Genomic DNA, 26,507 nt, shown 5'->3' with positions numbered 1-26,507 from the left:
CCTTTAAATAAACTTATTATTTTATTATATCAAAGAATAACAAAAATACAATTGTAGAGAATTTTGATAATATAATCTCTTTAGATGTAGTTTTACAAAATCATAAGTTATTCTTATCCTTTGTTTATTCGTACTAAGGCAGATGGACTTACCTATCTTCTTCATATTGTAATAAGATATGAACTTGAAAAGATGTTGATAGGAAAAATACAATCTATTTATTTTTCTTTTTTCCTTAATTTTGTTTTTGGAAAAACCCCCTCGCTTACAGAGCGGATATCCTCAATTGTATAAAATGATTTGGGATTAAATTCATTTATACTTTCCATTACAATATTTAGATTTTTTCTTTTGATTATTGTAAGGATAATTTTTACCTTTCCATTAGCCCCAGCCGCATCTAGGATAGTAACACCATAGTTATGCTGTCTAAGATATTCTATTAATTCATTGGATTCTTTTTGTGTGATAATCCTAACCACTACAAGTCCTAAGGATATTTTGTTTTCAACCCATATTCCTACATAATTTCCTGTTGCAAATCCAATTGCATATGCAAGATAACAAAATATATTGCTAGCATTGTTCATTATCTCCCCGATAACGGTAATCCAGATAAAGACTTCAAAAAATCCCAAAATAGCAGCCCATAATCTGTACCCCTTAGAAACAAAAATAACTCTAACAGTTCCTAGACTAACATCTACAATCCTGCATAAAAAAATTATAAGAGGTAATATAATGTATAAAAATTGCGGATATTCATATAGACTAGCTAACATTGTGCACTCCCCTTTTAATATATTATTATGAACACAATTCCAAATGCCTATTTCGATGCATTTTCCCCCGCTATATGCCCAGAGGACCAAGCCCATTGAAGATTAAAACCTCCGCAATCTCCATCTACATCTACTATTTCCCCGGCAAAATAAAGACCTTTAATTAATTTTGATTCCATAGTATTAGGATTAATATCAGCAACATCTATTCCCCCGGCGGTTACCTGGGACTGCATCCATGACCTGGTTCCTTTAATGGGGATTTTCCAGTCTTTTAGTGTATTAATTATACTTTTTATTTCGGTACTGCTCATTTTAGAACAAGACCTTTTTGTATCTTCTATTTTAGCTTCTTTTAAAATAACAGGGATAAGACGTTTGTTAATCATTCCTACAAAACTAAATTCAATAGGTTTCTCAGGACAGCGCGAAAATCTAGCATAAATCATAGTATTGAGCTCGGCCTCTGATAAATCAGGATAGGAATCGATAGATAAATATGGATTTACTTTGCCATGCATAAGCAACTCTCCTACTTTTCGGCTAAGCTGTAAGATAGGAGGACCTGATATACCATATTCTGTGAAAAGGATTTCCCCATTTTCCATTTGTATAGTATCACTATTTTTAATCACCGACACCCTTCCTTCAAATTTTACCCCCTTAAGCCTTTTAAGGAACCAAGCATCTAATGTAAGTTGTACCAATGCCGGAAATGGGTGAATTATCCTATGTCCTAAAGAAATCGCAAGATCATATCCACTTCCATTAGAACCCAAGTTAGGAGCTGATTTCCCCCCTGTTGCTATTATTACCTTATCCCCAAATATTTTTCTTCCATCTTTAAGAAATAAAATAAATCCTTGATTATTTTTTTTAATCTCTATTACCTCTGCTTCACATATTTCTTCTACCCCTAATCTTTCAATTTCATATCTTAATACATCTAAGACGCTTGAAGCCTGTAAAGACATGGGGTATATCTTTCCTCCATCTTGTATTGTATATGAAATACCAATCTTTTCAAAAAACTGTAGTGTATGGTGAACATCAAAATGATTTAGTACCTCCGCCACAAATTTGGGGCAGGAAGTATGAAACCTATTTAAATTCATATCGCTATTGGTTAAATTGCATCTCCCATTGCCACTTGCTAATATTTTTTTACCCACTCTATCCATTCTTTCTAATATAACCACTTCCGAGCCGTTTCTTCTCGCCATGATGGCGGCAACAAGACCCGAGGCTCCCCCTCCAATAACTATAATTCTAGATTTCTTTCTCATATTAATCTCCCCTTCATTCCCTAAACTTAAACAAGATATAGATAATTTTAAAATACATATACCTATTTAGCAAGTTGTTTACTATAGATTCTTCGTTACAGTTCGAATGATGAGTAATCCCGAAACATCCTACGGGTATCAGCTAAGTGATGTAAAACTAAGAGCATGGGAATAGTTTTTCCCATGCTCAGCTAGTATAATCCTCTAGTATACGAATTAATTGGTCTTCCCCAAATACCTCAATGCCTCTTTGCAATTTTTCTTGTTCCCCCTGTGGTAGGGAAGTTATTGGCGTTTCAGTTGTTTCCTTCAATTGCGTTTCTCCTGAACTATTATTATAAAAAATAGCTATATATCCATGGTCTACACCCAATACATAGTTATTAGGTTCCTCCATCCGGATGCTCTTGCTCATTACAATTCTTTCAGGTGTAAAGGAATGTATTTGCCAATCCGAATACTTTTGCACCAGTTCTTCTTTCGTCAAACCAATAAGAAAATAGGGGGGGAGCGCACTTTCTTCTATAAATTGTCCCTCTGTCTCATAATAATACTGATATACCATTTCAGTTGAGGCAGAAACTTTAGGTGTTTTGCCCTCAGATACAGGTATATCCTTTAGATTTTTTATACTGGGCTTCAGTTTTATGGGATTACTTCTTTGGGGACGGTTTACATATTGTTCCACAATATGCTCAGGATTGGGTTCCTTAATACCTTCAAGAGAAAATAAATGCATATATAGTATGTAAAAACTTAAAGCACTAATAATAAAAATGGCAGAAGACAATACCCATATTCGTCTTCGAAAATACATAAAATTACCTCCATGCAATGATTTTGTATTATTATTTACCATCTCTTATGATTTTATACAAAATATTGAAGGAGGTTGATTATTTCTTAAATACTCCTATCTTAGTAAGTTTAGAAATTACTTTATTTCCCATAGGTAGTAATTTAATTTCTTCCTGCGTTATTCCCCCTATGGAAAATAAGATTCCAGAGTAAACTAAAACAGAAAGTATAATAGAGCCAAGGGTAGCAAATGCATTACTGGAAGTTCCCCATAGCAATATATTATAAAATAAAAACGAGAATATTCCCATCACTACTGCTGCACCAAGGGGTTTTATTATTGTATCTAATATCTGAATTTCGACTTTTGTTATCTTTTTCACCGCTTTAATGTCTAGATAACATACAACTACATAGCAGCCCACAGTACTCATAACAGCCCCCCTGATATTTATAAAGGGAATGGAAATAAGCAAGATATTTAATATGATTTTTACAAATGCCCCCACTCCTGCATTTATAGCTGGAATTCCAGCTCTTCCAACGCCCTGTAAAATAGCTGTTGATACTTGGACTAGGGATAAAAATATAATAGCTACAGCCCCTATTCTAAGAAGATCACCTCCAGCGGGATATCTTGGAAAAAGTGTTTTTAATACAGGATCTCCTAAAACAAATAGACCCACCGCTGAGGGTGCTGCCAATATCATTGTAACCCTCATAGCTAAATTAACCTTATTTATTACTGTTTTCTTTTCCTTTAAAGCCATGGAGGCTGCAATACTAGGAATGATAGCAGCTGCTAATGCTGTTGAAATAGAAACAGGAAGATTAGTTAATGTAACATATTTGCCCGTAAGCTGTCCATAAAGACCATTGGCTTCTAATTCCGTCATACCAAGAGATTTTTGAAGTATAGTCATAACCATTTTTACATCAATTAAATTGGTCACACTAAAAATAGTTGTTCCAATGATAATGGGTATTGATATTGATATTAAATCTTTTAATATATCCTTAAAAGATTCATCTATTTCATAAGCCTTTTGCCTATTGATTCTTTTTATCAATTTAGGATGCAACAATATGTATATAAATAAAAGGAATAAGAATCCCATTAGAGCTCCTATTCCGGTACCCATAGTTCCGCCAGCTGCCCCATACTCCACTCCCTTACCTATTAAAAGGGCTGCTAATACAATGCTAAATATAGCATTAAAAAGCTGTTCGATAATCTGAGAAATAGCCGTAGGAACCATAGTGTTCATACCTTGAAAATATCCTCTAAAGGATCCCATAAGTGCTACTATAAACAAGGTCGGTGCTAAAGCCCTCATACTGTATACAATACGGGTATTATTCATGAATTTTGCTATAGGGTATGCACCAAACCACAATAACATAGAACCAACGATTCCCATAGTTGCAGCCATTACCAACGAAGCTCGAAATACTTTATGGGCGCTTTTATACTGCCTTAATGCAATTCTCTCGGACACCATCTTGGAAATTGCAGCGGGGAGCCCCCCTGATGATAATATAAAAAACAAAAGATAAATATTAAATGCAGTACCATAAAGCCCATTACCATCGTCCCCTATCATATTAGTAAGGGGCCAACGGTAAATCAGCCCCATAACTCTTACGATCATACTGGCAACGGCTAAAATTGCTGCTTGTTTTACTAATGCTCCCCCAACATCTTTTTTAGACATAGGCCACACCTCTATACATTTACTATTTCCTTCTTCTTGCTCTTTGGCGCTCGCCACTGTTTAATATTCTTTTTCTAACCCTTAAATTTATAGGAGTAACTTCTAGAAGCTCATCCTCTTCAATGAATTCAAGGCACTCTTCTAAACTCATTATCTTAGGCGGAGATAACCTTAAAGCTTCATCGGAACCTGAAGCCCTCATATTACTTGCATGCTTTCTTTTGCATACATTTACTTCTATATCCTCCCCTTTAGGATTTTGACCTACTACCATACCCTCGTATACCTTTATACTTGGTCCAATAAATAAAATACCTCTTTCCTGTGCATTATATAAACCATAGGTTACCGCTTCTCCCGTTTCAAAAGCGATTAAAGAACCCTGTTGTCTTGTTTCAATTTGCCCCTTATATGGAGCATATCCATCAAATACGGTATTTAAAATACCATTTCCCTTAGTATCTGTCAAAAATTCTGATCTATATCCTATTAAACCTCTAGATGGAATAGCAAATTCCAAGCGGGTATATCCCCCTTTTGAGGCTGCCATATTGATTAATTCACCTTTTCTACTTCCTAGTTTTTCGATAACTGCCCCGACGAATTCCTCAGGAGCATCTATTGTTGCTGATTCCATCGGCTCATAACGTTTTCCATCTATATCCTTATACAAAACTTCGGGTTTTGAAACTTGAAATTCATACCCTTCCCTTCTCATCGTTTCGATTAATATGGAAAGATGAAGCTCTCCCCTTCCGGATACCTTAAAGGAATCTGCTGAATCTGTTTCTTCTACCTTAAGGCTCACATCTGTCTGAAGTTCCTTAAACAAACGATCCCTTATATTCCTGGAAGTAACATATTTACCTTCTAGACCAGCAAAGGGACTATCATTCACAGAAAAATTCATGGAAATTGTAGGTTCAGATATCTTAACAAAAGGTAAGGGTTCAGGATGTAGTATATCACATACCGTATCACCTATATTAATTCCTTCTATTCCTGATATAGCTACGATATCCCCAATAGCTGCACTTTCCACGGAAACTCTTTTTAACCCCTCAAACTGATAAATTTTTGTAATTTTTATTTTTTGCTTTTTATTTTCGTCTAGGGCATTTACAATAATACCATCCTTATTAATTCTTATAGTTCCTCTTTCTACCTTACCTACTCCTATCCTACCTACATACTCATTATAGTCGATGGTAGAAATAAGAACCTGGACTGGTTCCTCGCTACTACCTGCTGGTGCCGGTATATGACTTATAATGGTTTCAAACAGGGGTTCCATATCTCTTCCCTGTACAAGACTATCTAAAGATGCAATTCCATTTTTAGCTGAGGCAAATACAAAAGGACAATCTAGCTGACTTTCATCTGCTTCTAACTCTATAAATAAATCTAAAACCTCATCTATAACTTCATCTACCCTTGCCTCTGGCCTGTCCACCTTATTAATACATACTATGACTGGAAGTTCCAGGTCCAATGCTTTTTTAAGTACGAATTTAGTTTGGGGCATGGGGCCTTCAAAAGAATCAACTACCAGTATAACCCCATTCACCATCTTGAGCACCCGCTCTACTTCTCCCCCAAAGTCTGCATGCCCTGGGGTATCAATAATATTAATCTTAGTATCCTTGTAGAAAACTGCCGTATTTTTAGATAAAATAGTAATACCACGTTCTCTTTCCAAGTCATTTGAATCCATTACTCTATCTTGCACTTCCTGATTTGCCCTAAATATGCCACTTTGCTTTAAAAGTACATCTACTAATGTGGTTTTGCCATGGTCAACATGGGCAATAATAGCTATATTTCTTATATCTTCTCTTTTTGCACTCACTTTTTTTCCTACTTTCTGTTTTTGCAAAATTTTGTCTGAACTAAGCTATTGTATCATAAAATAGGTTAAAGAAAAAGATTTATTTAGAGTCATACTTATGATATTACTTCACCTTTAGTAGTCTGTATCGTATTGTGAAGTCTTTCTACTTGCAGACAAAAGGTCTCAAGCCTTGCTTCTATAATTTGCGGGAATACATTACCATCGGTTTCTATGGGTAGGAAGGGGAGAGACGGATGTTTTTCCATAACTTTCTGTGTTAGCATTAAATCATGAGATGTCGTCATTTTTTTATCATTTATCTTGCAACCAATTATTGCCTCTGCAATTCTGCTAGGCATGCATCCGAAAGGACCAATAGATATAACCCCCGAAACCTCATCCACCATTTCATCGATAGCCGAGGCAATCGTAAGAATAGCTTCTCCCGTTAAGGCAGGATAAATTATATCCGATACGTTTGATATCATTTTATCTACTTCGATTACCTTGTATTCATATAATCCCGATTTTGAGAATATTCCTTTGATTATCTTTTCGTATTGATTTTTAAAAAATCCTTGGACTTGAACGCTGATTCTATCTTTCAACGTTGAATTAAGGTTAAATCTATTTTTTTGTATATAATCGCAATAATAAATCCATTCGGCAATAGGTGCAATTTTTACTATTATATCTTTTTTAGCAAGTTTTTCTACTAACCTTTTTCTCGAGAAACGATCTCTTCTTACGTATATCTCTCCTATTAGGGCTATCTTTTTTGCTTCTTTTAAGGGAATCTTCGTCTTGATTGTTTTTAGCCTTCTCGCAGAATCCTCCAAAGTATCTTTTAGGCCTTTCCATGGATCCTTTTGAGCACTTCTAATTATATCTTTACATATTTCATTAAAAATCTTCATATCCTCTTCCTTATCTTTTGACAAGACTAATATAGCACTTCTGATTTCTTCTAAAATATCTGAAATAATTACCGAATGCCATGCTCTTAATACAAAATCCACCCCAAGACCTGCATACCCATTTTCAGAATTCAGGGAAAAAACAACAACATTTTCTAGTTTTAGCTTGGAAATTAAGTTTTTTATTAAAACACTGTATTGTCCAAACCGACAAGGACCGGAAGTATTAGGCATAAAATAAACTAATATTTCATTTGTATTATTTCTCTTTTGGAGATATTTTATCAAACTTCCTATTGTTAGCTGAAGAGGTAGACATTCTTTACAGGTGGAAAGACCACGACCTAGTTTTAGTTCTTCTTCCTTCGGTTCAGTAACAGCTGTCGCCCTAACCCCTACATGTCTAAAAGTAGCAGCTAGGAGTTCTGAGCCCATTTCTCCCATAGAAGGAATAAGTACATGAACATTTTTATCCTTTAATTTATGTCTATTACCTTTAGAATCTATAATCTCCAGCAAATTATTTTTCATCTCTATAAAAGCGGGACTAAAATCATTCCTTATATCTTGAGATTTTAGCTTTTCAATTTGCCTATAGCTCTTTACTACATCGATAAATGCCTCTATTCTTGTATCGATTCCTGCATCTGCTGTATGACTATCCAACTCGAGAATTAAGGAAGGTTTTTTACTCATTATGTCCCTAAAGTAATCTATCAAAAACGAATCCGGTCCACAGCTAAAATTGGTGATGTATACTCCAAATAATTTGGGATTCTTTTTTATTTTTCTTGCACCTTTTAAGATAAGCTGCCCCATAGCCCAATACATGTTTTCTCCGCTTTTTTCTTCATCAATTGGTAAAAAATCATATGGAATTAAAATATAATCCCTCGTGGCAAATTTATGGGGTATCCCCATATTCCCCCACTTAGTAAAGGCATTGTAAGGGCGTCCGAATAATACAAAACCCACCCTATCTTCATCCTCTTCTAGTTCTTGCAATACTTTTTTTCCTATTTTTTTGCATTCTTCGTGGAATGCCCTTTGAGCCTGTATGGCAAGTTCAAAAGACTTCCTAGCAATTCTCGCATCTATATTTAAAGATTTGGCAATCTTTATAAATACATCTCTAATATAATCGTATCCCCTAGCAAAGTCTAGTACCGGACTTAATACAATCTTACCATCTAGTTCATCAAAAGTCGATTTTATATAATAAGGTTCACCCTGTACAAAGGGGCAGGTCACACTGGCAGAAAGACCATTTTTAATTTCTAGGGATTTTACATGGGGTAAAAAATATATATCTGGATTTTTTTCAATTAAATTTTGAATAGAGCCATGGGATATTTCGGCTGGATAACAAAAGGCTGCAGATTTTCTTTCAGTTCCCTTTTCTTCTACCTTTTCACTACATATGATATCAAAACCCAAACCATAAAAAAATTGATAATATAAAGGAAAAAAAGTATTTGTTAATAATGATCTACTAATCCCTAGAGTCCAGTTTTGCCTAGAAGCAACCCTTATAGCTCTTTCTCTAGCATATTTCTCGAATATCATCTTTTCTCTTAGATCAACTAGATTTAGTTGTGATATCTCATTTTTATTTTTATGATAGACCATATTATAGTATTTGTTACAGGCCCCACCAAATGGGTAGACTTTGTTTTGTATTTCTATTCTTCTAATATTACACTTTCTGCCACACTTTTCTTTTCCTCCTGCACATACAAAAGATTCCTTATAACTTACCTCTCTATTTGATAACTCTTCTAAATCAAACTCCATAGGCTTTAGGAGATTGAGGCGTAACTTTTCCTTGATATTTAGAGCAACTCCAAAGGCTCCTATAAGCCCGGGCTCAGGGGGAATAATGATTTTTTTACCAGTTAGAGCTGCCATAGCTATGGGGACTGCCTTGTTATAACATACCCCTCCCTGCATAAATATCTTATTACCTACAGCCCTGTTTCCTTTCACCCTATTTATATAATTCATGCATATGGAATACACCAAACCTGCCGCAATATCATTTACACCAATGCCTTCTTGAATAGCGTTTTTAATATCACTGCTTATAAAGGCCGCACACTGATCATTGAAATTGGGGGGGTTGGAACTTTTTAGAGCTATATCTCCTATTTCAGTCGTACTAATGTATAAAGATTCCTTAGCAGCTTCCTCGAGAAAGGAACCTGTTCCTGCCGAACATGCTTCATTCATAGCATAATCAGAGGGAACACCATTGGTAATGTATGTGTATTTAGCATCCTGCCCTCCAATTTCAAAAATAGTATCTACTTCGGAATCAAAGTATACAGCACCATTGGCATGGGCAATAATTTCATTGACCACTCCTGGGGTAAGGGCATGAAGGGCTGCAATTTGCCTCCCTGAACCTGTCACTCCCAATCCAATGATTTTTATGGGGGAAGTTATATCTTTGCTAAGATTTCTATAACATTCTCTTGCAGCCCCAATAGGGTCTCCATTAGTTCTAAGATAGCAAGAAGAGAGCACTGCATCATCTTCTGTACGCAAAATTACAGCTTTTGTAGTAGTCGAACCTACATCTAAACCAATAATGCATCTGTCTTCTGCCCTCGCAGTTTTTCTATTAGCTGTTTTAAAAACTACCTGTTCTTTGAAGTCTTTTAATTGGGGGTGAAAAGAAAAGGAGCTTTTGTGATAAGCACACCATTCCTTATCTATATCTATTTTTTTGGTTTCGTGGGTAAGTCCCCATAGGGATGCCCCAAGTGCTTCAAAGGTTCGAGCATAATCTGGTATAATAACTTGAGCTATTTTTTGCTTTAGATAATGGAGCATAACCGAATTTCTAGAGGTACCTCCTATTAAGATTACTTTATCATTGGAAGTTTTCTTTAGAAGTTCAACGATTTTATCAGCCATCATCTGACATAGACCAGCTACTACTTTTGATTTTTCTACTCCCTTATTTAAGGCATGGGTGCAATCGCTCTTACAAAAAACAGAGCATCTACCTGCCACCTTATAAGGATTATCCAAATCAGCCTTTGATATTGCATCATCTATTTTTATATCCATTCTTTTAAGCTGCTGCAAAAAAAATTCACCCGTGCCTGAAGCACATTTATTGCCAGTATAAACATTTATTATTTTCCCGTTTTTATCTAGCTCATAGGCTAAAAAGGTTTCCCCACCGCCACTTACGATAAGTTTGGCTTCCTTTAATCCTGAATTAATACCTGCCATATATTCATAGGCATATTCTATCGCCTCAGGCTCTGATATAGAGGAGGCATCAATCATATTTCTAAACTTTCTTCCGGTAATTGTAACCTTATCTATAGACTTGAATTTATCCAAATGTATTATTTCTTCAATAACCCGCCTTGGATTCCCCTCATGGGGTATCAATTTTTGTTCTAAAATATTAATGATTTCATAACCTTTTTCTAAAATAACATATCCTATACTAGAAGCTCCAACACATAAACCTAAAGATTTCAATGTTCTTCCTCCATTCTTTCGTTTTCAAATAAATTATATCCATTACTACCCCATTTAAAACATAAGGAAAAAAACATATCAATTTAATTGATATGTTTTCCTTTCTTATATGAATATATAACCCTTATCTTGGTAAAAATTCTAAATGGGCATTATCTTAATACATTTAATAAAAGAAAGAAGGTACATAATGGCAAATATCGAGTTTAAAAGAATTCCTAAACATATAGGGATTATTCCTGATGGAAACCGCAGATGGGCATTATCACATAATAAAGAAAAACATGAAGGTTATATCTATGGCATTGGACCCGGTTTCGAGCTTTACAATCTGTGTTTAGAGTATGGAGTCAGAGAAATAACATTTTATGGTTTTACCCAAGATAATACAAAACGCCCTGCTATTCAAACTGAATCTTTTCAAAAAGCCTGTGTTGATGCAGTAATAAAACTAGCTAATAAAGATGCTAATTTACTTGTTATTGGCAATGCAACCTCTCCCCTTTTCCCAAAGGAACTCCTTCCATTTGCTAATAAACGTATTCTATTTGGCAAAGGTCTTATAAATATTAATTTCCTAGTAAATTACGGATGGCAATGGGATTTATCCAATAATGCTTCTAATACCATTCCTCGAATGGATTTAATCATTCGTTGGGGTGGAAGACGCAGACTTAGTGGATTTTTACCTATTCAATCCGTTTACGCCGACTTTTACGTTATCGATGATTTTTGGCCTGATTTTAATAAGAATCATTTAATTAAAGCATTATCCTGGTATCAGGGTCAAGACATAACCCTAGGTGGATAATTAGTTTGCTATCTCTTCTAGAAATTTAATAGTAATATTCCTCAAACTCGTTGTACTGGGATTAAATCTATTTTCAACCAAGTAATTAAAGTACCTTTTGTCGTAGGGTCTTATAGATATTTTAGGATTGGGCTTTTTATCCCTTGCTTTGTAATCCAGATACATTGCAAAACCCTCTACTAAATTATCTTCGCACCATCCTTCCCAAGTATAGTAATCATTATAGTATCCGTTGTTCCAAGAATTATATAATACTGTATTGTTTTTTAACTTATCCGCTATTTTTTTGAATTCTTCTTCATGGGTAATCGTTTTAAAGATGCCATGACTATATTCATGATAGGGGATATAGAATAAATCTACATATTCACTTTCAGTGCACGGGATAAGAGATATGTAATGGTCTTTATGGGTAAAACCCCATGCATTTCCAGGCCGCATTGTGTAATAAAGTATGGGTTTGTATTTTTTATCGTATGTAATTCCTGAAGTTTCCTCAATAAACCCTAATATATCTGGCTTTTCTTGCTGGAGTTGATTATTTAATTCCAAAGCATATCTCTCATACTTATACCCATTGATCTTAATATATTCTTTCAAGTATTCCTCATAAAAATAAGGATAAAACTCCTCCGCTGCCTTCTTTTCTCTTAATTCGATATTGCTTGATTTTATGGTACGGATTATTTGATTTATATCCGCACCATCTTCTAAACCTGCTAACAAATAAATATATTTCCCTTCATTAGTCCCACTTTTATACAAAGTTGCCAAATGGCTTTTCATATCTTGAGACATATTACTATATGTGTTTTTTATCCATTTATAATGATTGTATACTTCGCTGCCATAGGATTTATAATAAAGGGATTGTTCCTCTTTTATCCTTTCATTAATGTCATAAATTTCACCGGCAGTTGAAATCAACATATATTTAAGAGTCAAACCCCTAACTTCTAGAATATATTTTGTATCCATGCCCATGGTCGGAATTCTATAATTAGGGAATATATTAATTGTAAGGATCACAGCAAAGATTACAATAAATATTGCTCCTAGATAGTGCTTTTTTTCCTTAGGATTTTTTATATCATCCTTTTTCTTATAATTTAATATCCATTCTAAACTTTGAGCATAGTAATAAAATTGATGGAGTACGCTGATTAGAAAATCACTGGAGACATTTAGTCTTATGCATAAATCCTTTATAATCCTCTCTCTTATAATCTCCCCGTCATACTGTTTTAAAATAGAAGCTCTAAAAGCCTTGGCGTATATCTGACATATCTTTTTCCCACTTATGATTTCTAATGCTCCGATGAATATCATCAATTCTATATCTAGATAATATATATGTCTAACATAATTATCAATATCTATTTTAAGCTCTTCCTTTAGGACAGCAATCCCTTCCCATACGGTATTATTACTGATTTTAGAAATATATTGAAGAATTTTTTTTTCGGGTTCACTACTCACAATAACTTCATTATAATTTATAACCATTATATCTCCCCAAGGTAATAGTGTTTTGGAAAACTTTGGAACATTATTATGATACAATATATATATTGAAAAATCTATACTATTTATGCATTAATTGCATAATTCATATGCATTTTTACTCCTACCTTTATTTCTTGAAAAATGCTATACTAATTAAATAAGTTTTTTAGTTAATAAATATGGAGTGATATTAATGATAAAATGTTCTATATGCAAGAAAAATATTGCTGTAGTTTTTATACCTAATATGATAAATGGTAAGCAGGAAATGACAGGTCTTTGTATGCCTTGTGCAAAAAAACAAGGTATTGGTCCCTTAAATCAGATTATACAACAAACTGGATTATCAGGAGAAGATTTAGAAAATCTTAATGAACAAATGGGGAGTATATTTGAAAACATAGATATAGGTGAATTAAATCTTGGTGATATGGAAGATACTCAAAACCCTTTTTTAGGTTTCCTTAATAATGCTTTTTCCGGATTAAGAAATCCCAAAGAAGAAGTACAACCATCAGATTCTCCTAAAGCGAATTCCTCAGCCAAAGATAATTCTAATACTGATGCAACTGCAGAAAAGAAGGTTAAAGAAAAAAAGAGAAAGAAAAGAAAATATTTAGATTCCTATGGTACTAACTTGACTGAAAAAGCAGAAAACAATGCTGTAGATAGAATCATAGGACGTCATAGAGAAATAGATAGGGTAATTCAAATCCTTAATCGGCGAGCCAAGAACAATCCTATCCTTATAGGGGAACCCGGGGTGGGTAAAACTGCTATTGCTGAGGGGCTGGCTGTGCGAATTAAGGAAAAACAAGTTCCACTAAAGCTATATGATACGGAGATATATCTTCTTGATTTAACCTCGATAATTGCCGGAACCCAATTCAGGGGGCAATTTGAGGGAAGAATGCAAGCTATTATTAAAGAGGCAAAGGAATCAGGAAATATTATTTTAGTTATTGATGAAATCCATAACATTATAGGGGCTGGTAACGCTGAAGGTGGGGCTATGAATGCTGCTAATATACTAAAACCTGCCCTTGCCAAGGGTGAAGTCCAGGTTATCGGCGCTACTACAATTGAAGAATATAGAAAATATATCGAAAAAGACACGGCCCTTGAAAGGCGTTTTCAACCGGTTTTAGTGGAAGAACCTACTGTAGAAGAAACCATAGAGATTATTAAGGGAATAAAAGATTACTATGAGAAGTATCACAATATATCTATATCTGATGAAGTAATTGAAACAGCTGCTAAACTGTCAAAGAGATATATCACTGATAGATTTCTCCCTGATAAAGCAATCGATATCATCGATGAAGCTGGTTCAAGAGCTAATCTTAAAAATCAGGGCTTGGTAGAGCTTGAGGCTTTAAAGAAAGAATTAAATTCTATCCAAATTAAAAAGGAAGATGCTGCATCAAGAGATGATTATGAAAAGGCCGCGGATTATAAAGTAGAAGAATGTAAACTTCAAAATAGGATATCAGAAATTGAAAAGGAAAGTAATGAGGTTTCCATCACAGTAGAAGACATAGCCTTTATCATAGAAGCTTGGACAAAAATTCCCGTACAAAAAATAACCCAAATGGAAGCAAAGAAACTTCTAAACTTAGAAGATAGACTCCACAAACGACTTATTGGCCAAAATGAAGCTGTTATAAACCTATCAAGGACAATACGTAGAAATCGTTCAGGGTTTTTAAAGCTCCAAAGACCTTCCTCTTTTATCTTTGTGGGGCCCACGGGTGTCGGAAAAACTGAATTGGTTAAAACCCTAGCAATAGAATTATTCGGAAGCAAAGAGGCCTTGATCAGAATTGATATGTCAGAGTATATGGAAAAACATACGGTATCTAAGCTTATTGGTTCTCCACCAGGATACATTGGATATGATGAAGGGGGACAATTAACTGAAAAAATAAGAAGACAGCCCTATTCCATAATACTCCTAGATGAAATTGAAAAAGCCCATCCCGATGTGTTTAATATGCTTCTTCAGATACTGGAGGATGGAAGGCTTACAGATAGCCAAGGACGTACTGTTCATTTTGAAAATGCGATTCTTATTATGACTTCTAATGCAGGTACCAGCTTAAAAGGGCACGGTATAGGTTTTGAGAAAAATAATTACTCGGCATTAGAGGAAAAAACTCATGATGCACTAAAAGAAATGTTTCGTCCTGAATTTTTAAATCGGATTGATGAGATTGTAATATTTACAGAATTAAGTAAAAAAGAGCTAAAACAAATTATTGACCTAATGTTAAAAGAAATTATAACTGAAGCAAGGCAAAAGGGTATAACAATTAAAATAGATGATGAAGTTAAGGATTATATTCTTAAAAAAGGTTATAATCCTAAGTATGGTGCAAGACCCCTTAGAAGAACGATTCAAAGGCTTATAGAAGATGAACTTGCCGAACTATATCTTAGAGAGACTATTACTGGAAACAGTTCAGTTTATATAAAAATGTCTGAGAATAAAGTGATATTTGAAACCCCCATAAATTAATGGGGGTTTCTATCTATAATTTCAAAGTTTCTAAGGATTGTTTTCTTTCCTCTCCAGCTAAAGGCTCTGTCTTTATATCTTCTCATGAATTCTTTATTTGATATGTTTGATATCTCGTCATAGCTAAGGAATGTTAATAAATTATCTTTAAACTCATCCATATTAGTCATGCTGATACTTTTATTATGGGGACAAACATCTTGGCAAATATCACAACCAAATAGTAGTTTGTCTTTTTTTAGGATTTCTTTATCCCGTTCTGATAGCTCCACCTTTTTTTGGGAAATATATGATCTACATTTAAAAGGGTTTATCGTAAAATCTCCAGGAATGGCTGAACCAGGACAGGCCTTAATGCACCTTCTGCATTGTATGCAGGTCTTTTCCATAGGTTCATCAGGTTTAAAAGGGTAATTGTTTATAATATATCCTATAAATACATAGGAGCCATATTTGTCTGTAATTAAATGTGAATTAACCCCATAAAAACCAAGACCTGCCTTATAGGCTAAATACCTATCAACCAAGGGCCCTGAATCCACATAAGCTTTGTATTCAAAATTCTCTATAATATTGTCTAGAAAAATTCCAATCTGCTTTAATTTTCCCTCTACAATTTTATGATAATCCAACCCATAAGTATATTTTGATATATTTGCATCTTCCCTATTCCCGACATAGTACGGGAACAAACAAACTATGACTGATTTTGCCCCTTCTAAAGTAAGAGATGGACATATCCTTTTTTGTAATTCCTTGTTTTCAAACTCTGTATTATATCCCACTTCTACTCTCTTTTCAAGAATCTTCTTTAAATCATAATAAGGGCCTGAAGAAGCAATCCCTACACACTCAATTCCTATGGATAAGCAAAATCTTTTAAGATTGTTTTTCATAAAAAAGTCCTCCATTATAATAACTTAAACAAACACACTTTTTATTTATTTGAATATGATATAAGGAAAATGTTCTATAAAATCTTAACGTAAAAAAGGAGGAAATACTTATGGCAGATGGTGTTGGTGCTGGAGTATTTGCAGGAGGAAACTTTGCGGCATTACTTACAAATTATATCGGAGAAACAGTAACAATTTTCACAAGCAGCGGTGGACAATCAGGTTCCGGTTTCACTGGAGTAATTCTTTCGGTTAATAATGTATTTGTTCGACTTATTACTAGAATCGGTCCGCCTCCGGGATGTGCTCTCGGAAATGCATGCACTGATTTTAATGTAGGTGGATGGAATTATGGTGTTGGTAATACTCCATATGGCGGTTGTGGCGGAGAATATGGGGGCGGAGATATGTATGGATTAGGTCCTGTTCTTTCTGCTAGTGAAAGTGGTGCTATTACTGCCGGTGGTTGGAATGGATATCCAGTATACACCGTAGGCTCCGTAACAGATATTCCTATTGCAAACATTGTATCCTTCGTTCATAATGCGGTATGATTTATTAAATAAAAATTTGGTATAATAATTACCCGCTTGATATTCAAGCGGGTAATTATTTAGAGCAGTTCCTCCCTTAACTCTTCTGCGGATTTTGGGGATAAGTATGAAAGTGGAATATCAAATACGGTCCTTGCCCCCTTTTGTCCTTCTTTGTTTAATTTATATACGGCACGGGCATATGCAACTAATACACTGGATGTAAATTCGGGGTTGCTATCTAATTTTATAGAAAACTCAATAATATGATTATTGTTGTTACTTCCAGTTTTTCCACTTCTAATCACAAAACCACCGTGGGGAATTTTAGAGTGCTTTTCCCTCAGTTCCTCCTCTGATATAAAATATACAACTGTATTATATTCTGCAAAATAATCAGGCATTGTTTTAATTGAATTCTCGATATCAATTTTATCTACGCCTTCTTCTATTACAACAAAACATTCTCTAAGATGCTTCTGTTTTGTTATCAAATTGGGGTTAGAGCCTGTCCTCACTTCCTCTAGGGCTTCTTCTACAGGGATAGTATATTGAACAGCATTTTTAACCCCAGGAATTCGCCTAATGGCATCTGAATGTCCCTGGCTTACTCCTCTTCCCCAAAAAGTATAGTTTTTGCCTTCCGGCAGTATTGCCTCTGCTAACATACGATTCATCGAAAACAAACCAGGATCCCATCCGATAGAAATCGCACTTACTTTATTTCCTTTTTTTGATGCTTTATCAACTATGTTAAAATGTTCCGGTATCTTACCATGGTTATCAAAACTATCCACTACATTAAATAAGCTGGCAAACATGGGTGTTTGTTTGGGTAAATCGGTGGCCGAGCCTCCGCAAAGTACCATAACATCAATTTTATCTTTATAATCTTTTGCGCTATCTATATGTAATACGGGTACATTGCAGTTCTCCAAAATAATACTCTTTGGATTTCTCCTTGTAAACACAGCCACTAATTCCATATCAGGGTTTTGACTTAAAGCTAATCTTACACCTTTTCCCAAATTACCATACCCTATAATACCAACCCTTATTTTATCCCTTATTTTATCCCTCATTTTATTCCTCCTTGCAATTTTCGTCTACGTTTCCATTACAATAAATGTTAATTAATTGAATGGCAGTCTTAAATTTTGTTTAATCTTAACACTCTCTTAAGAAAACTGCAAGTTGTATCATCTTGGCATTCATTCTACATTTTGATATGACAATACCCATTTGGATTTTTCTTCAAATACCTTTGATGATATTCCTCTGCCAAATAGAACTTTTTCAACGGTTCCACCTGAGTAACAATCGGCTTTAAATATTTTTCCTGTTCTTCCTCCTTAGATTTAAGTATCACCTTTTCATCTTTTTCATCGGTATAAAAAATGCCCGTCCTATACTGTGAACCTATATCAGGTCCTTGTCGGTTTTCAACTGTAGGATCTATTACACCCCAAAACCTTTCTAGGATGGTTTCGAGATTTACCTTTTCTTCGTCATATTGAATATGTACTACTTCTGCATATCCTGTCATTTGAGTTTTGACCTGTTCATAGGATGGGTTTTCCAATTCTCCGTTGGCATATCCTACCTTAGTTTCCTCTACCCCATCAATCCTTGAAAAAAATTCTTCAACTCCCCAAAAGCATCCACCTGCTAAAATGATTTCTTTCATAGTCACCCTCCATTTACGATATTCTATTTAAGTATTTTTAATTTTATATGGTTCAATATCCACTATTTAATATTTAAATCAAGTTTGAGGGTTGCTTAATTGGGTAAGCAAGTGATATAACCATTCAAAAATCAATCCAGCTGCAAACCACGCTGGAGCATAGTCCAACCTAATTAATCCCCTTACAGAAAAACGCCTTTTCCCATAATCCCAAGGACACACCCCTAATATTTTTTTAAGCAGCGAGCCTGTTGCAAATTCTACTACAAATATGCAAATAGTATATACACCTCCTCTAAATACAACATGCCGCTTTTTAATTCTTTTACATAGGGGTTCTAAAAATACCGTTAGGCCGTAAATCGGAAACATCCAAATAGATGTATTTCCAGTTAGCTTTATATCCTTTTTAATGAGGGATTTAAGCCCTGTCCAGATAATCTCCATAGACCATCCAATAAATCCATATACTACAAATCTCTTCTTCATATTAAGTATTATTTTCCATTTCCTATGTTAATATACATCTATTTTAATTCATGCCCTGGATATGCAAAAGATTACTTGTCGCATTTTTACATTATAGTGAATATAATACACTAAAACATATTAAGGAGTGATTTTATGTATTTTAACCAACCTCCATTTTGGGGGCAGCTTCCTTTTCCAGGGCAACCAGGAACACCGGGAAGTTCTCCCTATGGGCAACCCCTAGATTTTCCACCTCAAAGTAATCCTTCAGGTCCTCCGGCTGGAGCTCCTCCATCTTTTGTGCCTCAACAAATGCCCCAAAAATCTATTGAACTGTATAAAATTGACCCTGGGGCAATTCGTCCCTGTACCCATCAATTCGTATATATATGGCTGAATAATGGGCAAAGCTTTTGGGCATGGCTTGCCTTTGTTGGAAGAAATTCCGTAGCTGGCTGGCGATGGTCCGGATTCCGTTGGGTTTATTTTGGAACTGATTTAGATAACATTACAAGTTTTCAATGCTATTAGGAAAAAGGTCCCTCACCTACCTTGTGTGAGGGACCTTTTCAAAAGTTATTATTCTTTAATAAAGGCACTTCTACCTATACCAATATTAATGCTTATTAAGTTAATGTTAATAAAATTTAATATTTCTAAGGTTTTAATTTAAGGAAAACAATGTTAAAATCAATATATTATCTCTTAGAAAAGAGGATACTATTGGATTCCATTATTGAAGTACAAGGCATTAGGAAAGTGTACCGCATGGGTGAAGAAAAAATCATAGCCCTAAATCAAATTGATTTGCAAATACCTAAAGGAGAAATTTGCTGTCTTTTGGGTTCTTCGGGTTCTGGCAAATCAACGCTTTTGAACATGATGGCAGGACTTGAAAAACCAACTAAGGGAAGCGTAACAATAAAAGGACATCATATTGAAAAAATGAATGAGGCTAAACTTGCTAAGTTTAGGCAAAAATACATAGGGTTTATCTTCCAATCGTACAATTTAATACCTTCTCTTACAGCTTTAGAAAATGTATGCCTACCTCTAATCTTTCAAGGCATCCCAAGAAAAAAACGGGAAACTATGGCTAGCAAAATGTTAGAGTCAGTTGGCCTAGGTTCTCGCCTTAAACACAAGCCAAATGAAATGAGTGGTGGTCAGCAACAAAGGGTAAGTATAGCTAGGGCCTTTGTAAATCGCCCTGCCATAATATTTGCTGATGAGCCCACAGGAAATTTAGATACGAATACTACTATTGAAATTTTGGATTTGATGTGCCGTATGGCAAGAAAACATAATCAAACTATGGTTGTTGTTTCTCATGACACTGAAATCTCTGATTACGCTGATAGATTGATACATATGAGGGATGGGGAAATCATATCCATAGGAGAAAAATCAGATAAGGGGATGGAACTAATTTATGAAAAAGCTGAATAAATTTTTAACGATTATATATATTTTTGTGTTTTGTTTTAATTTTTTACCTTCTAATATCCTACATGCCGCTAATATAGAATTGAGTACTTGGGTTAAAGAAGTCATTGTGCCTAGCGGTAAATTAGATTCTGGGGATGTTCTGAACATAGAAATTACTGTTAACAATTCATCAAATAGCGAAAGAGAGGTTCGTTTACAATCAATCGAATTTATGGATGGGTATAAATGCCTAGGAAGTACTACTCTAGGTTTTGATTTGGCTCCCGGAGTTGAAGACATTTCTATCATAAGAAAATTAGAGTATAAAGGTGGCGGTAATAGAACAATCAGTTATAGTATAAAATATGCCGAAAAAACAGAAAGCGGCGCTGTCACAACCACGACAGGTACCATAGAAGGGAGTAAAACCCTTGATGATTCTATTATCGTTGTAGATACCAAGAAGTATCAGCCTCGTATTTCCCTTGTAAACGATGAAATAGTTGAGTTAGGGGCAGGGGAATATAAAAAAGTAAATCTCCCATTTGTAAACGCCGGAGGATTTACTGCTAAAAATCTAACAATTACGGTCGAAGCAAACAAAGAGGGAGTACAAATTCCAATTTTAATAAAAGACTTAGAAAAACTACACTTCTCTTCAATAAATAGAGAAGGTGTCAATCATTTAAGCTTTGGTATTCAAGTGGATAGAACTGCAAAACCAGGTCTATATCCTATTACTATAAAATATAAGTACACAAATTCCTCCGACGATGAATTTGAAAATAAAGATACGGTTTATGTAAAAGTTCTAAACACCCAAATGCCTGCTAGAATTCAATTTGGAGTTAAAAGTAACTCTCCAATTTCTCCAGGAAAACCAGCCTCTCTAGAGATAACTGCAACTAATAAAGGGCAATCTCCTGCCAGTAATGTAGAAATTTCTCTTTCAGGCTTAAAAAAGGATGGACTTACAGTAGTTGAAGGTAGTAATACTTCCTATATCCCTTCTATTAAAGTAGGGGAAACAAAAACTACGCAATTTAAGGTGCTAGCTTCGGGAACCTTGGAAGGAAATATTGAGCCCTTAACCATCGAATATACCTATTCCGATGGTACAACAGAAATTCAAAAAAGTACCCAGGAAATTTTCGTATCCTTAGACGGAAAAACCTTGGGCTTATCAGAATTATCTATAGAGAATATTGTTACTCCAGGCAATTCCGTGGGTACGGGGGAAGATTTTAATGTTAGCTTTTCCTTAATTAATAACTCAAAATACCCTGCTAAAAGTGTTAAAATTACATTGGATGGCGGAGAAATTCTAAAGCCTAAATCCCAGAGCATCTATGCCATTAATAATTTTAATGCAGGAGCTAAAAAGAACTTTTCTGCAGTTTTTTGGGCAGGCAGTGATGCTGAATATCGTAATTATCCAATAGAAATTAAGGTAGAATACATACCCTATCAAGGAGCAGGGGTGGCCACCTTTAGCCAATATGTCGGTATAAATGTGGCAGGAGATAAAAGTAATGCAAAGAGCAAACCTAGGATTATTATTGGAGAATATACTGTAGAACCACAAATCGTAAGGGCGGGTCAAGAATTTGATTTAAGTATAGGCTTTACAAATACCCATAGCAGCAAAACAGTGGAAAATATGAAAGCCGTATTAACCATAAATGAAAAAGGTGCAGACAACACAACTCAGGATACTGGCACTGTCTTTACCCCTGTTAGTGGACAAAGTAATATGTTTTATCTTGCAGAAATAAATCCGGGAGAAACTGTCTTGAAAAATGTTCGTATGTACACTGTTCCCGATGCCAATCCCAAAACTTACGAGGTAACAGTAGAAATGGAGTATGAGGACTCTATAGGAGAGCCCTACACGGAGGTAGCAAAAATTGGAATTCCCGTACAGCAAAGCACCCAAATAGATGTTGGGGAAGTTAGGATCGATGGAGAGGCAATGATTGGTAGGCCCATTAGTGTTATTTCGCAAATTTTTAATACTGGTAGAACCAATATAAAAAACCTCATGGTAACTGTTGAAGGCCCCTTTGAAAAAGAAGATGCCAATTTCTTTGTAGGTAATTTTGTACAAGGAAGCGAAGAGTATTATGAAGGAATCGTTATCCCAACACAGCCTGGAGAATGCAGCGGCGAATTGGTGGTGATTTATGAAGAAATTACAGGGGAAAAACAAGAACAAAGACTGTCCTTTACAATGCTGGTTATGGATGCCCCTTCTTTTGACGAAATGGAAATGGGACCTGATGGTATGGGTATGATGCCTCCAGAAATAGAAAATCAGCAAAAACCTTTTTATAAAAACCCCATTACATGGATAGGAGTTGTACTAGGACTTGCCTTAGCTGCTGCAACTATTATCATAATTATGAAAAAGCGCAAAAGAAATGAGATGAGCTTAGATGAATAATCTTGATCTGGTATTAATGAGTATAAGGAATCTATGGCGGCGAAAGCTGCGTACTTCTTTAACCATATTAGGAGTTATCATAGGGACTGGTTCTATTGTACTTATGCTTTCCTTAGGTTTTGCAATGAATCTAAACCTAGAAAATTCCATGAAACGTTGGGGTGATTTATCCATAATAAATGTTTGGCCTAATTGGGGCAATATGACTTCTCATACTACTGAACCTTCTATTTCCGAAGAAGATTTAAAACAAATGGAAACTATAACCAGTGTAGAGATGGTGATTCCCTCTGTCTCCCTATATATCCCCAGCATAATCGGAAAATATAAGGGGTATATTGAAATAGAAGGAATTACCCCCGAAGCAATGTCTAAGCTTGGATATAATGTAGACCGTGGAAGAACTTTTACCGCCGATGATCGCAATGTTATCATTGCGGGCACACAAGTTGCCATGAACTTTCGTAAAATAGGATATACTGATGGAAGATTTTACGGTGGATATGATGGAGGGCAAGAAGCTCCTTTTGATATGCTCAACCAAACAGTAAAAATCTCACCTGATCATAATTACGGAGAAAAGAATGCCCCAAAACCTATTGTTAAGCCTCCTAGACCTATTAAAGCAACTGTAGTAGGTATAATGGAAGAAAAAAATTATGAAACCAGTTATCGATGCTATATGCCTACCGATACCGTTAAGAAGCTTATTCTTGCCCAAAGGGATTATGAAGAAAAGTTACAGGCTGCCCAAGGACAAAAAATCCCGAAAAAAAAGGGTACTAAAGAATTTACCTATCAAAATGTCAAAGTTAAAGTTGAGAACGTTCATCAGGTTGATGGGGTTTTAGAAGAAATAAGGGCTATGGGTTTTGAAGCTTATAGTATGTCTGACGGTTTAAAAGAAGTTAAAAATATGTTTAAGGGAATCCAAATGGTACTAGGAGGTATTGGTGCAGTTTCCCTGCTGGTTGCTGCCTTAGGCATAACCAATACAATGATTATGTCGATATATGAAAGAACAAGAGAAATAGGTGTTATGAAAGTTATAGGTGCCCTGCTTACGGATATCAGAAAAATGTTTTTGATAGAAGCAGCAATGATAGGTTTTATTGGTGGATTATTAGGACTACTTATAAGCCTGCTTATCTCATTCTTACTTAATCGCTTTAGTTCCGGAGGATTATTAGGGGATATGTTTACAGGTCCCCCGGAAGAAGGAGTAAAAACTTATGTTTCCGTTATACCCTTTTGGCTCTTAGGTGCCTCCTTAATCTTTAGTAGTTTAATTGGAATGGTTGCAGGGTACTTTCCAGCTAGAAGGGCCATGAAGTTATCGGCTTTAAGTGCAATTAAAACAGAGTAATTTAACGTATTAATAAATGCTCGGATTGGTGATATATATGAAACAAAAATCAAAAACTTGGTATAGGCTAGATAATGCAGGGAAACTTTACCCTTCTATCACTTCTACTAGGGTGTCTACTGTATTTCGCGTTTCTGCTACCCTATACAAATTAATAAAACCAGATATCCTTCAAGAGGCATTAACAAATATAATAGATAGTTTCCCCTACTACAAGGTAAATCTTAAACGAGGTCTTTTTTGGTATTACTATGAACATACTGAGAATTATCCCACGGTTCAAAAGGAGACTTTCTATCCCTGTATGTTTATGTTATATAAAAGAAAGAAATCCTTTCCATTTAGGGTATTGTACTATAGAAATAAAATAAGCATTGAAATATCCCATAGTATTACAGATGGAACAGGAGTCATAACATTCCTCCAATCTCTCCTTATAGAGTACTTTGGGCTTCTTGGAGTTAAAACGGGATTAAAACATGTTTTAGATAAAGAAGAAGTGGAAGATGCCTTTCTTAGGTATTATAGGAAGGGCATACCACTTCCCCCCAAATTAAAAAAAGCCTTTCACTTTCCCTTTCCATTAAACTCCAAAGGAGAATACAATATCATAACCGGCATTATACCTGTGGACACTATAATTGCCATGGCTAAACATCATAATGCTTCACTAACTCAATTTTTACTAGCTTTGTATTTAGATACGATTCAAGAATATATCCATCAAAACAATATTAAAAAGTTATATCCAGTAGTTATGAATGTACCGGTAAACCTCAGAAAATTTTTTCCTTCCAAAACTATGAGAAACTTTTTTATAAGCATTACTCCCCAACTAGACTTTCGCCTAGGTATATATTCCTTTGATGAAATTTTAAATTATATTCGTGGTCATATGGAAATGAGTATAAATAAAAAACATTTTAATCAACATATTCATAAAAACATAAAGAACGAGAAATCATTTTTTATACGATTAACTCCCCTTTTTATTAAGAATATGTTGATGCCCACTCTTTATAATAAATATGCTGAGAGAAATTATACAACAAGTATTTCTAACCTTGGTCCCATAACTATGCCGAAATCAATTGAATCTTTAATAGAAAGATTCGAGTTTTATCCTCCTCCTAGCCGTGGAAACATAATAAAGGCGGGGGTAATAAGTTATAGAGATAAAATTTATATTTCCTTTGGAAGTTTAACCAAAGCTACCGAAATAGAAAAAATATTCTTTCGCAAAATTCGAAGAATGAATATCCCCGTTAAAATAGAAACAAATAGGGAGTGATACTATGCCTTACTGTCCAAAATGCGGTGTTGAGCTGGATTATAGAGTTAAAAATTGTCCTCTTTGCACTTTCCCTGTGCCTAAGACAACAGAAGAGAATGAATTTTTTTAGAAGAATCAAAATTCCCCGAGGCCGAAAATATATATTATGAAAAAATACTTAAAGTCAAAAATCAAATATTTTTTACTTTATCTATTTTAATATTTAGTGCAGTATTCATTTTAATGGCTATTAATTCATTCATTAATATAAGTCAATATGCAATAAAGTATAGCATTATAAGTGTTATTTCTTCCTGGTTTTATGTTTTTCTCCTTTTTGGCTACATAAAAAACCATTACTACTCCATACTAGGTATGGGTATTACCACTTTTTGTTTAACCTTTGGACTTGATTATGTAGATTATAATGTAACCTGGTGCTACTCACATGCTTTACCTATTATTATACTTTCTATAATCATTTCTTTTTTTCTTCTTTATCTATATAATAGAAGTAAATTTAAAAATCAATTTATTTTTATACCTTCTCATTTATGCGTAGGGATTTCCTTGTTTTCTATCGGCCTTGAGTACATTCTTAATCATCAGTCTAACAGGCCTATAAAATTTACTTGGTCACTAATTGTATCCATTGTCCTTATGTCTACTGCCCTTTTACTAATAAGTTTATATTATAGGCTGCCTGACAAACTTAAAGAAAAAATAAAAAGTAAGCTGCATATAT

20 protein-coding genes are annotated in these 26,507 nt (G+C 34.8%); 9 read left to right on the top strand and 11 right to left on the bottom strand.

What is annotated here, in order from left to right:
- The first annotated feature begins 99 nt into the window (after positions 1-99).
- Complete coding sequence (locus GX308_06100; GenBank protein ID NLK21645.1) at positions 100-294, top strand: carboxypeptidase M32; 195 nt, start codon at positions 100-102, stop codon at positions 292-294.
- On the opposite strand, the gene GX308_06095 is transcribed toward GX308_06100, so the two are convergent.
- The 6 genes from GX308_06095 to GX308_06070 form a co-directional block, all read right to left on the bottom strand.
- On the bottom strand, positions 219-782 hold the full coding sequence (locus tag GX308_06095; protein NLK21644.1) for a DUF2179 domain-containing protein: 564 nt from the start codon (positions 780-782) through the stop codon (positions 219-221). The two genes, GX308_06100 and GX308_06095, sit on opposite strands and share 76 nt — an antisense overlap.
- A gap of 47 nt (positions 783-829) precedes the next feature.
- Complete coding sequence (locus GX308_06090) at positions 830-2,068, bottom strand: NAD(P)/FAD-dependent oxidoreductase (GenBank protein ID NLK21643.1); 1,239 nt, start codon at positions 2,066-2,068, stop codon at positions 830-832.
- Between the two features lie 187 nt (positions 2,069-2,255).
- A complete protein-coding gene (locus GX308_06085; GenBank protein NLK21642.1) occupies positions 2,256-2,885 on the bottom strand; it encodes a hypothetical protein in 630 nt (209 codons plus the stop codon).
- Positions 2,886-2,964: 79 nt separating this feature from the next.
- Positions 2,965-4,581, bottom strand: coding sequence for a polysaccharide biosynthesis protein (locus tag GX308_06080; GenBank protein NLK21641.1), 1,617 nt, complete (start codon positions 4,579-4,581; stop codon positions 2,965-2,967).
- A gap of 22 nt (positions 4,582-4,603) precedes the next feature.
- Positions 4,604-6,430: a translational GTPase TypA gene (gene typA, locus GX308_06075; protein ID NLK21640.1), complete on the bottom strand. Its 1,827-nt coding sequence runs from the start codon at positions 6,428-6,430 to the stop codon at positions 4,604-4,606.
- 95 nt (positions 6,431-6,525) lie between these two features.
- On the bottom strand, positions 6,526-10,830 hold the full coding sequence (locus GX308_06070) for a CoA activase (protein ID NLK21639.1): 4,305 nt from the start codon (positions 10,828-10,830) through the stop codon (positions 6,526-6,528).
- Between the two features lie 190 nt (positions 10,831-11,020).
- Here GX308_06070 and GX308_06065 point away from each other — a divergent pair, with 190 nt between their 5' ends.
- The gene (locus GX308_06065; GenBank protein ID NLK21638.1) at positions 11,021-11,641 is read left to right on the top strand and encodes an undecaprenyl diphosphate synthase family protein; all 621 of its coding nucleotides are present in this window, start codon (positions 11,021-11,023) and stop codon (positions 11,639-11,641) included.
- Here GX308_06065 and GX308_06060 read toward each other — a convergent pair whose 3' ends face one another.
- A complete protein-coding gene (locus GX308_06060; GenBank protein ID NLK21637.1) occupies positions 11,642-13,147 on the bottom strand; it encodes a hypothetical protein in 1,506 nt (501 codons plus the stop codon).
- A gap of 193 nt (positions 13,148-13,340) precedes the next feature.
- On the opposite strand from GX308_06060, the gene GX308_06055 reads away from it, so the two are divergent.
- Positions 13,341-15,665, top strand: coding sequence for an ATP-dependent Clp protease ATP-binding subunit (locus GX308_06055; protein NLK21636.1), 2,325 nt, complete (start codon positions 13,341-13,343; stop codon positions 15,663-15,665).
- Here GX308_06055 and queG read toward each other — a convergent pair.
- On the bottom strand, positions 15,662-16,561 hold the full coding sequence (gene queG / locus GX308_06050; protein ID NLK21635.1) for a tRNA epoxyqueuosine(34) reductase QueG: 900 nt from the start codon (positions 16,559-16,561) through the stop codon (positions 15,662-15,664). The two genes, GX308_06055 and queG, sit on opposite strands and share 4 nt — an antisense overlap.
- A 110-nt stretch (positions 16,562-16,671) precedes the next feature.
- Here queG and GX308_06045 point away from each other — a divergent pair, with 110 nt between their 5' ends.
- Positions 16,672-17,115, top strand: a complete 444-nt coding sequence (locus GX308_06045) for a hypothetical protein (protein ID NLK21634.1) — start codon at positions 16,672-16,674, stop codon at positions 17,113-17,115.
- Positions 17,116-17,174: 59 nt separating this feature from the next.
- Here the strand turns inward: GX308_06045 and GX308_06040 are convergent, their stop codons facing one another.
- The 3 genes from GX308_06040 to GX308_06030 form a co-directional block, all read right to left on the bottom strand.
- Positions 17,175-18,176: a diaminopimelate dehydrogenase gene (locus GX308_06040; GenBank protein ID NLK21633.1), complete on the bottom strand. Its 1,002-nt coding sequence runs from the start codon at positions 18,174-18,176 to the stop codon at positions 17,175-17,177.
- 134 nt (positions 18,177-18,310) lie between these two features.
- Positions 18,311-18,781: a peptide-methionine (S)-S-oxide reductase MsrA gene (msrA, locus tag GX308_06035; GenBank protein ID NLK21632.1), complete on the bottom strand. Its 471-nt coding sequence runs from the start codon at positions 18,779-18,781 to the stop codon at positions 18,311-18,313.
- A 78-nt stretch (positions 18,782-18,859) separates the two neighbouring features.
- Positions 18,860-19,270 carry a hypothetical protein gene (locus GX308_06030; GenBank protein ID NLK21631.1) on the bottom strand — a complete coding sequence of 137 codons (411 nt, stop codon included), beginning with the start codon at positions 19,268-19,270 and terminating at the stop codon, positions 18,860-18,862.
- Between the two features lie 135 nt (positions 19,271-19,405).
- Between GX308_06030 and GX308_06025 the strand changes: the two genes are divergently transcribed.
- The 5 genes from GX308_06025 to GX308_06005 all read left to right on the top strand — a co-directional run bounded on the left by GX308_06025 (position 19,406) and on the right by GX308_06005 (position 25,780).
- Complete coding sequence (locus GX308_06025; GenBank protein ID NLK21630.1) at positions 19,406-19,783, top strand: hypothetical protein; 378 nt, start codon at positions 19,406-19,408, stop codon at positions 19,781-19,783.
- 192 nt (positions 19,784-19,975) lie between these two features.
- Positions 19,976-20,701, top strand: a complete 726-nt coding sequence (locus GX308_06020) for an ABC transporter ATP-binding protein (GenBank protein NLK21629.1) — start codon at positions 19,976-19,978, stop codon at positions 20,699-20,701.
- Entirely contained in the window at positions 20,685-23,123 is a 2,439-nt protein-coding gene (locus GX308_06015) for a hypothetical protein (protein NLK21628.1), read from the top strand. Before GX308_06020 ends, GX308_06015 begins: the two co-directional genes overlap by 17 nt.
- Positions 23,116-24,489: an ABC transporter permease gene (locus GX308_06010; protein ID NLK21627.1), complete on the top strand. Its 1,374-nt coding sequence runs from the start codon at positions 23,116-23,118 to the stop codon at positions 24,487-24,489. The genes GX308_06015 and GX308_06010 overlap by 8 nt, the downstream gene beginning before the upstream one ends.
- A gap of 31 nt (positions 24,490-24,520) precedes the next feature.
- A complete protein-coding gene (locus GX308_06005; protein ID NLK21626.1) occupies positions 24,521-25,780 on the top strand; it encodes a hypothetical protein in 1,260 nt (419 codons plus the stop codon).
- Positions 25,781-26,507 lie beyond the last annotated feature (727 nt).

Origin of the sequence: Candidatus Epulonipiscium sp. (assembly GCA_012519205.1) — a bacterium.
In the GTDB taxonomy this organism is placed as follows: Bacteria; Bacillota; Clostridia; order Lachnospirales; family Defluviitaleaceae; genus JAAYQR01.
The sequence above is the reverse complement of the archived record's forward strand: the minus strand, read 5'-3'. Positions and strand labels throughout refer to the sequence as shown.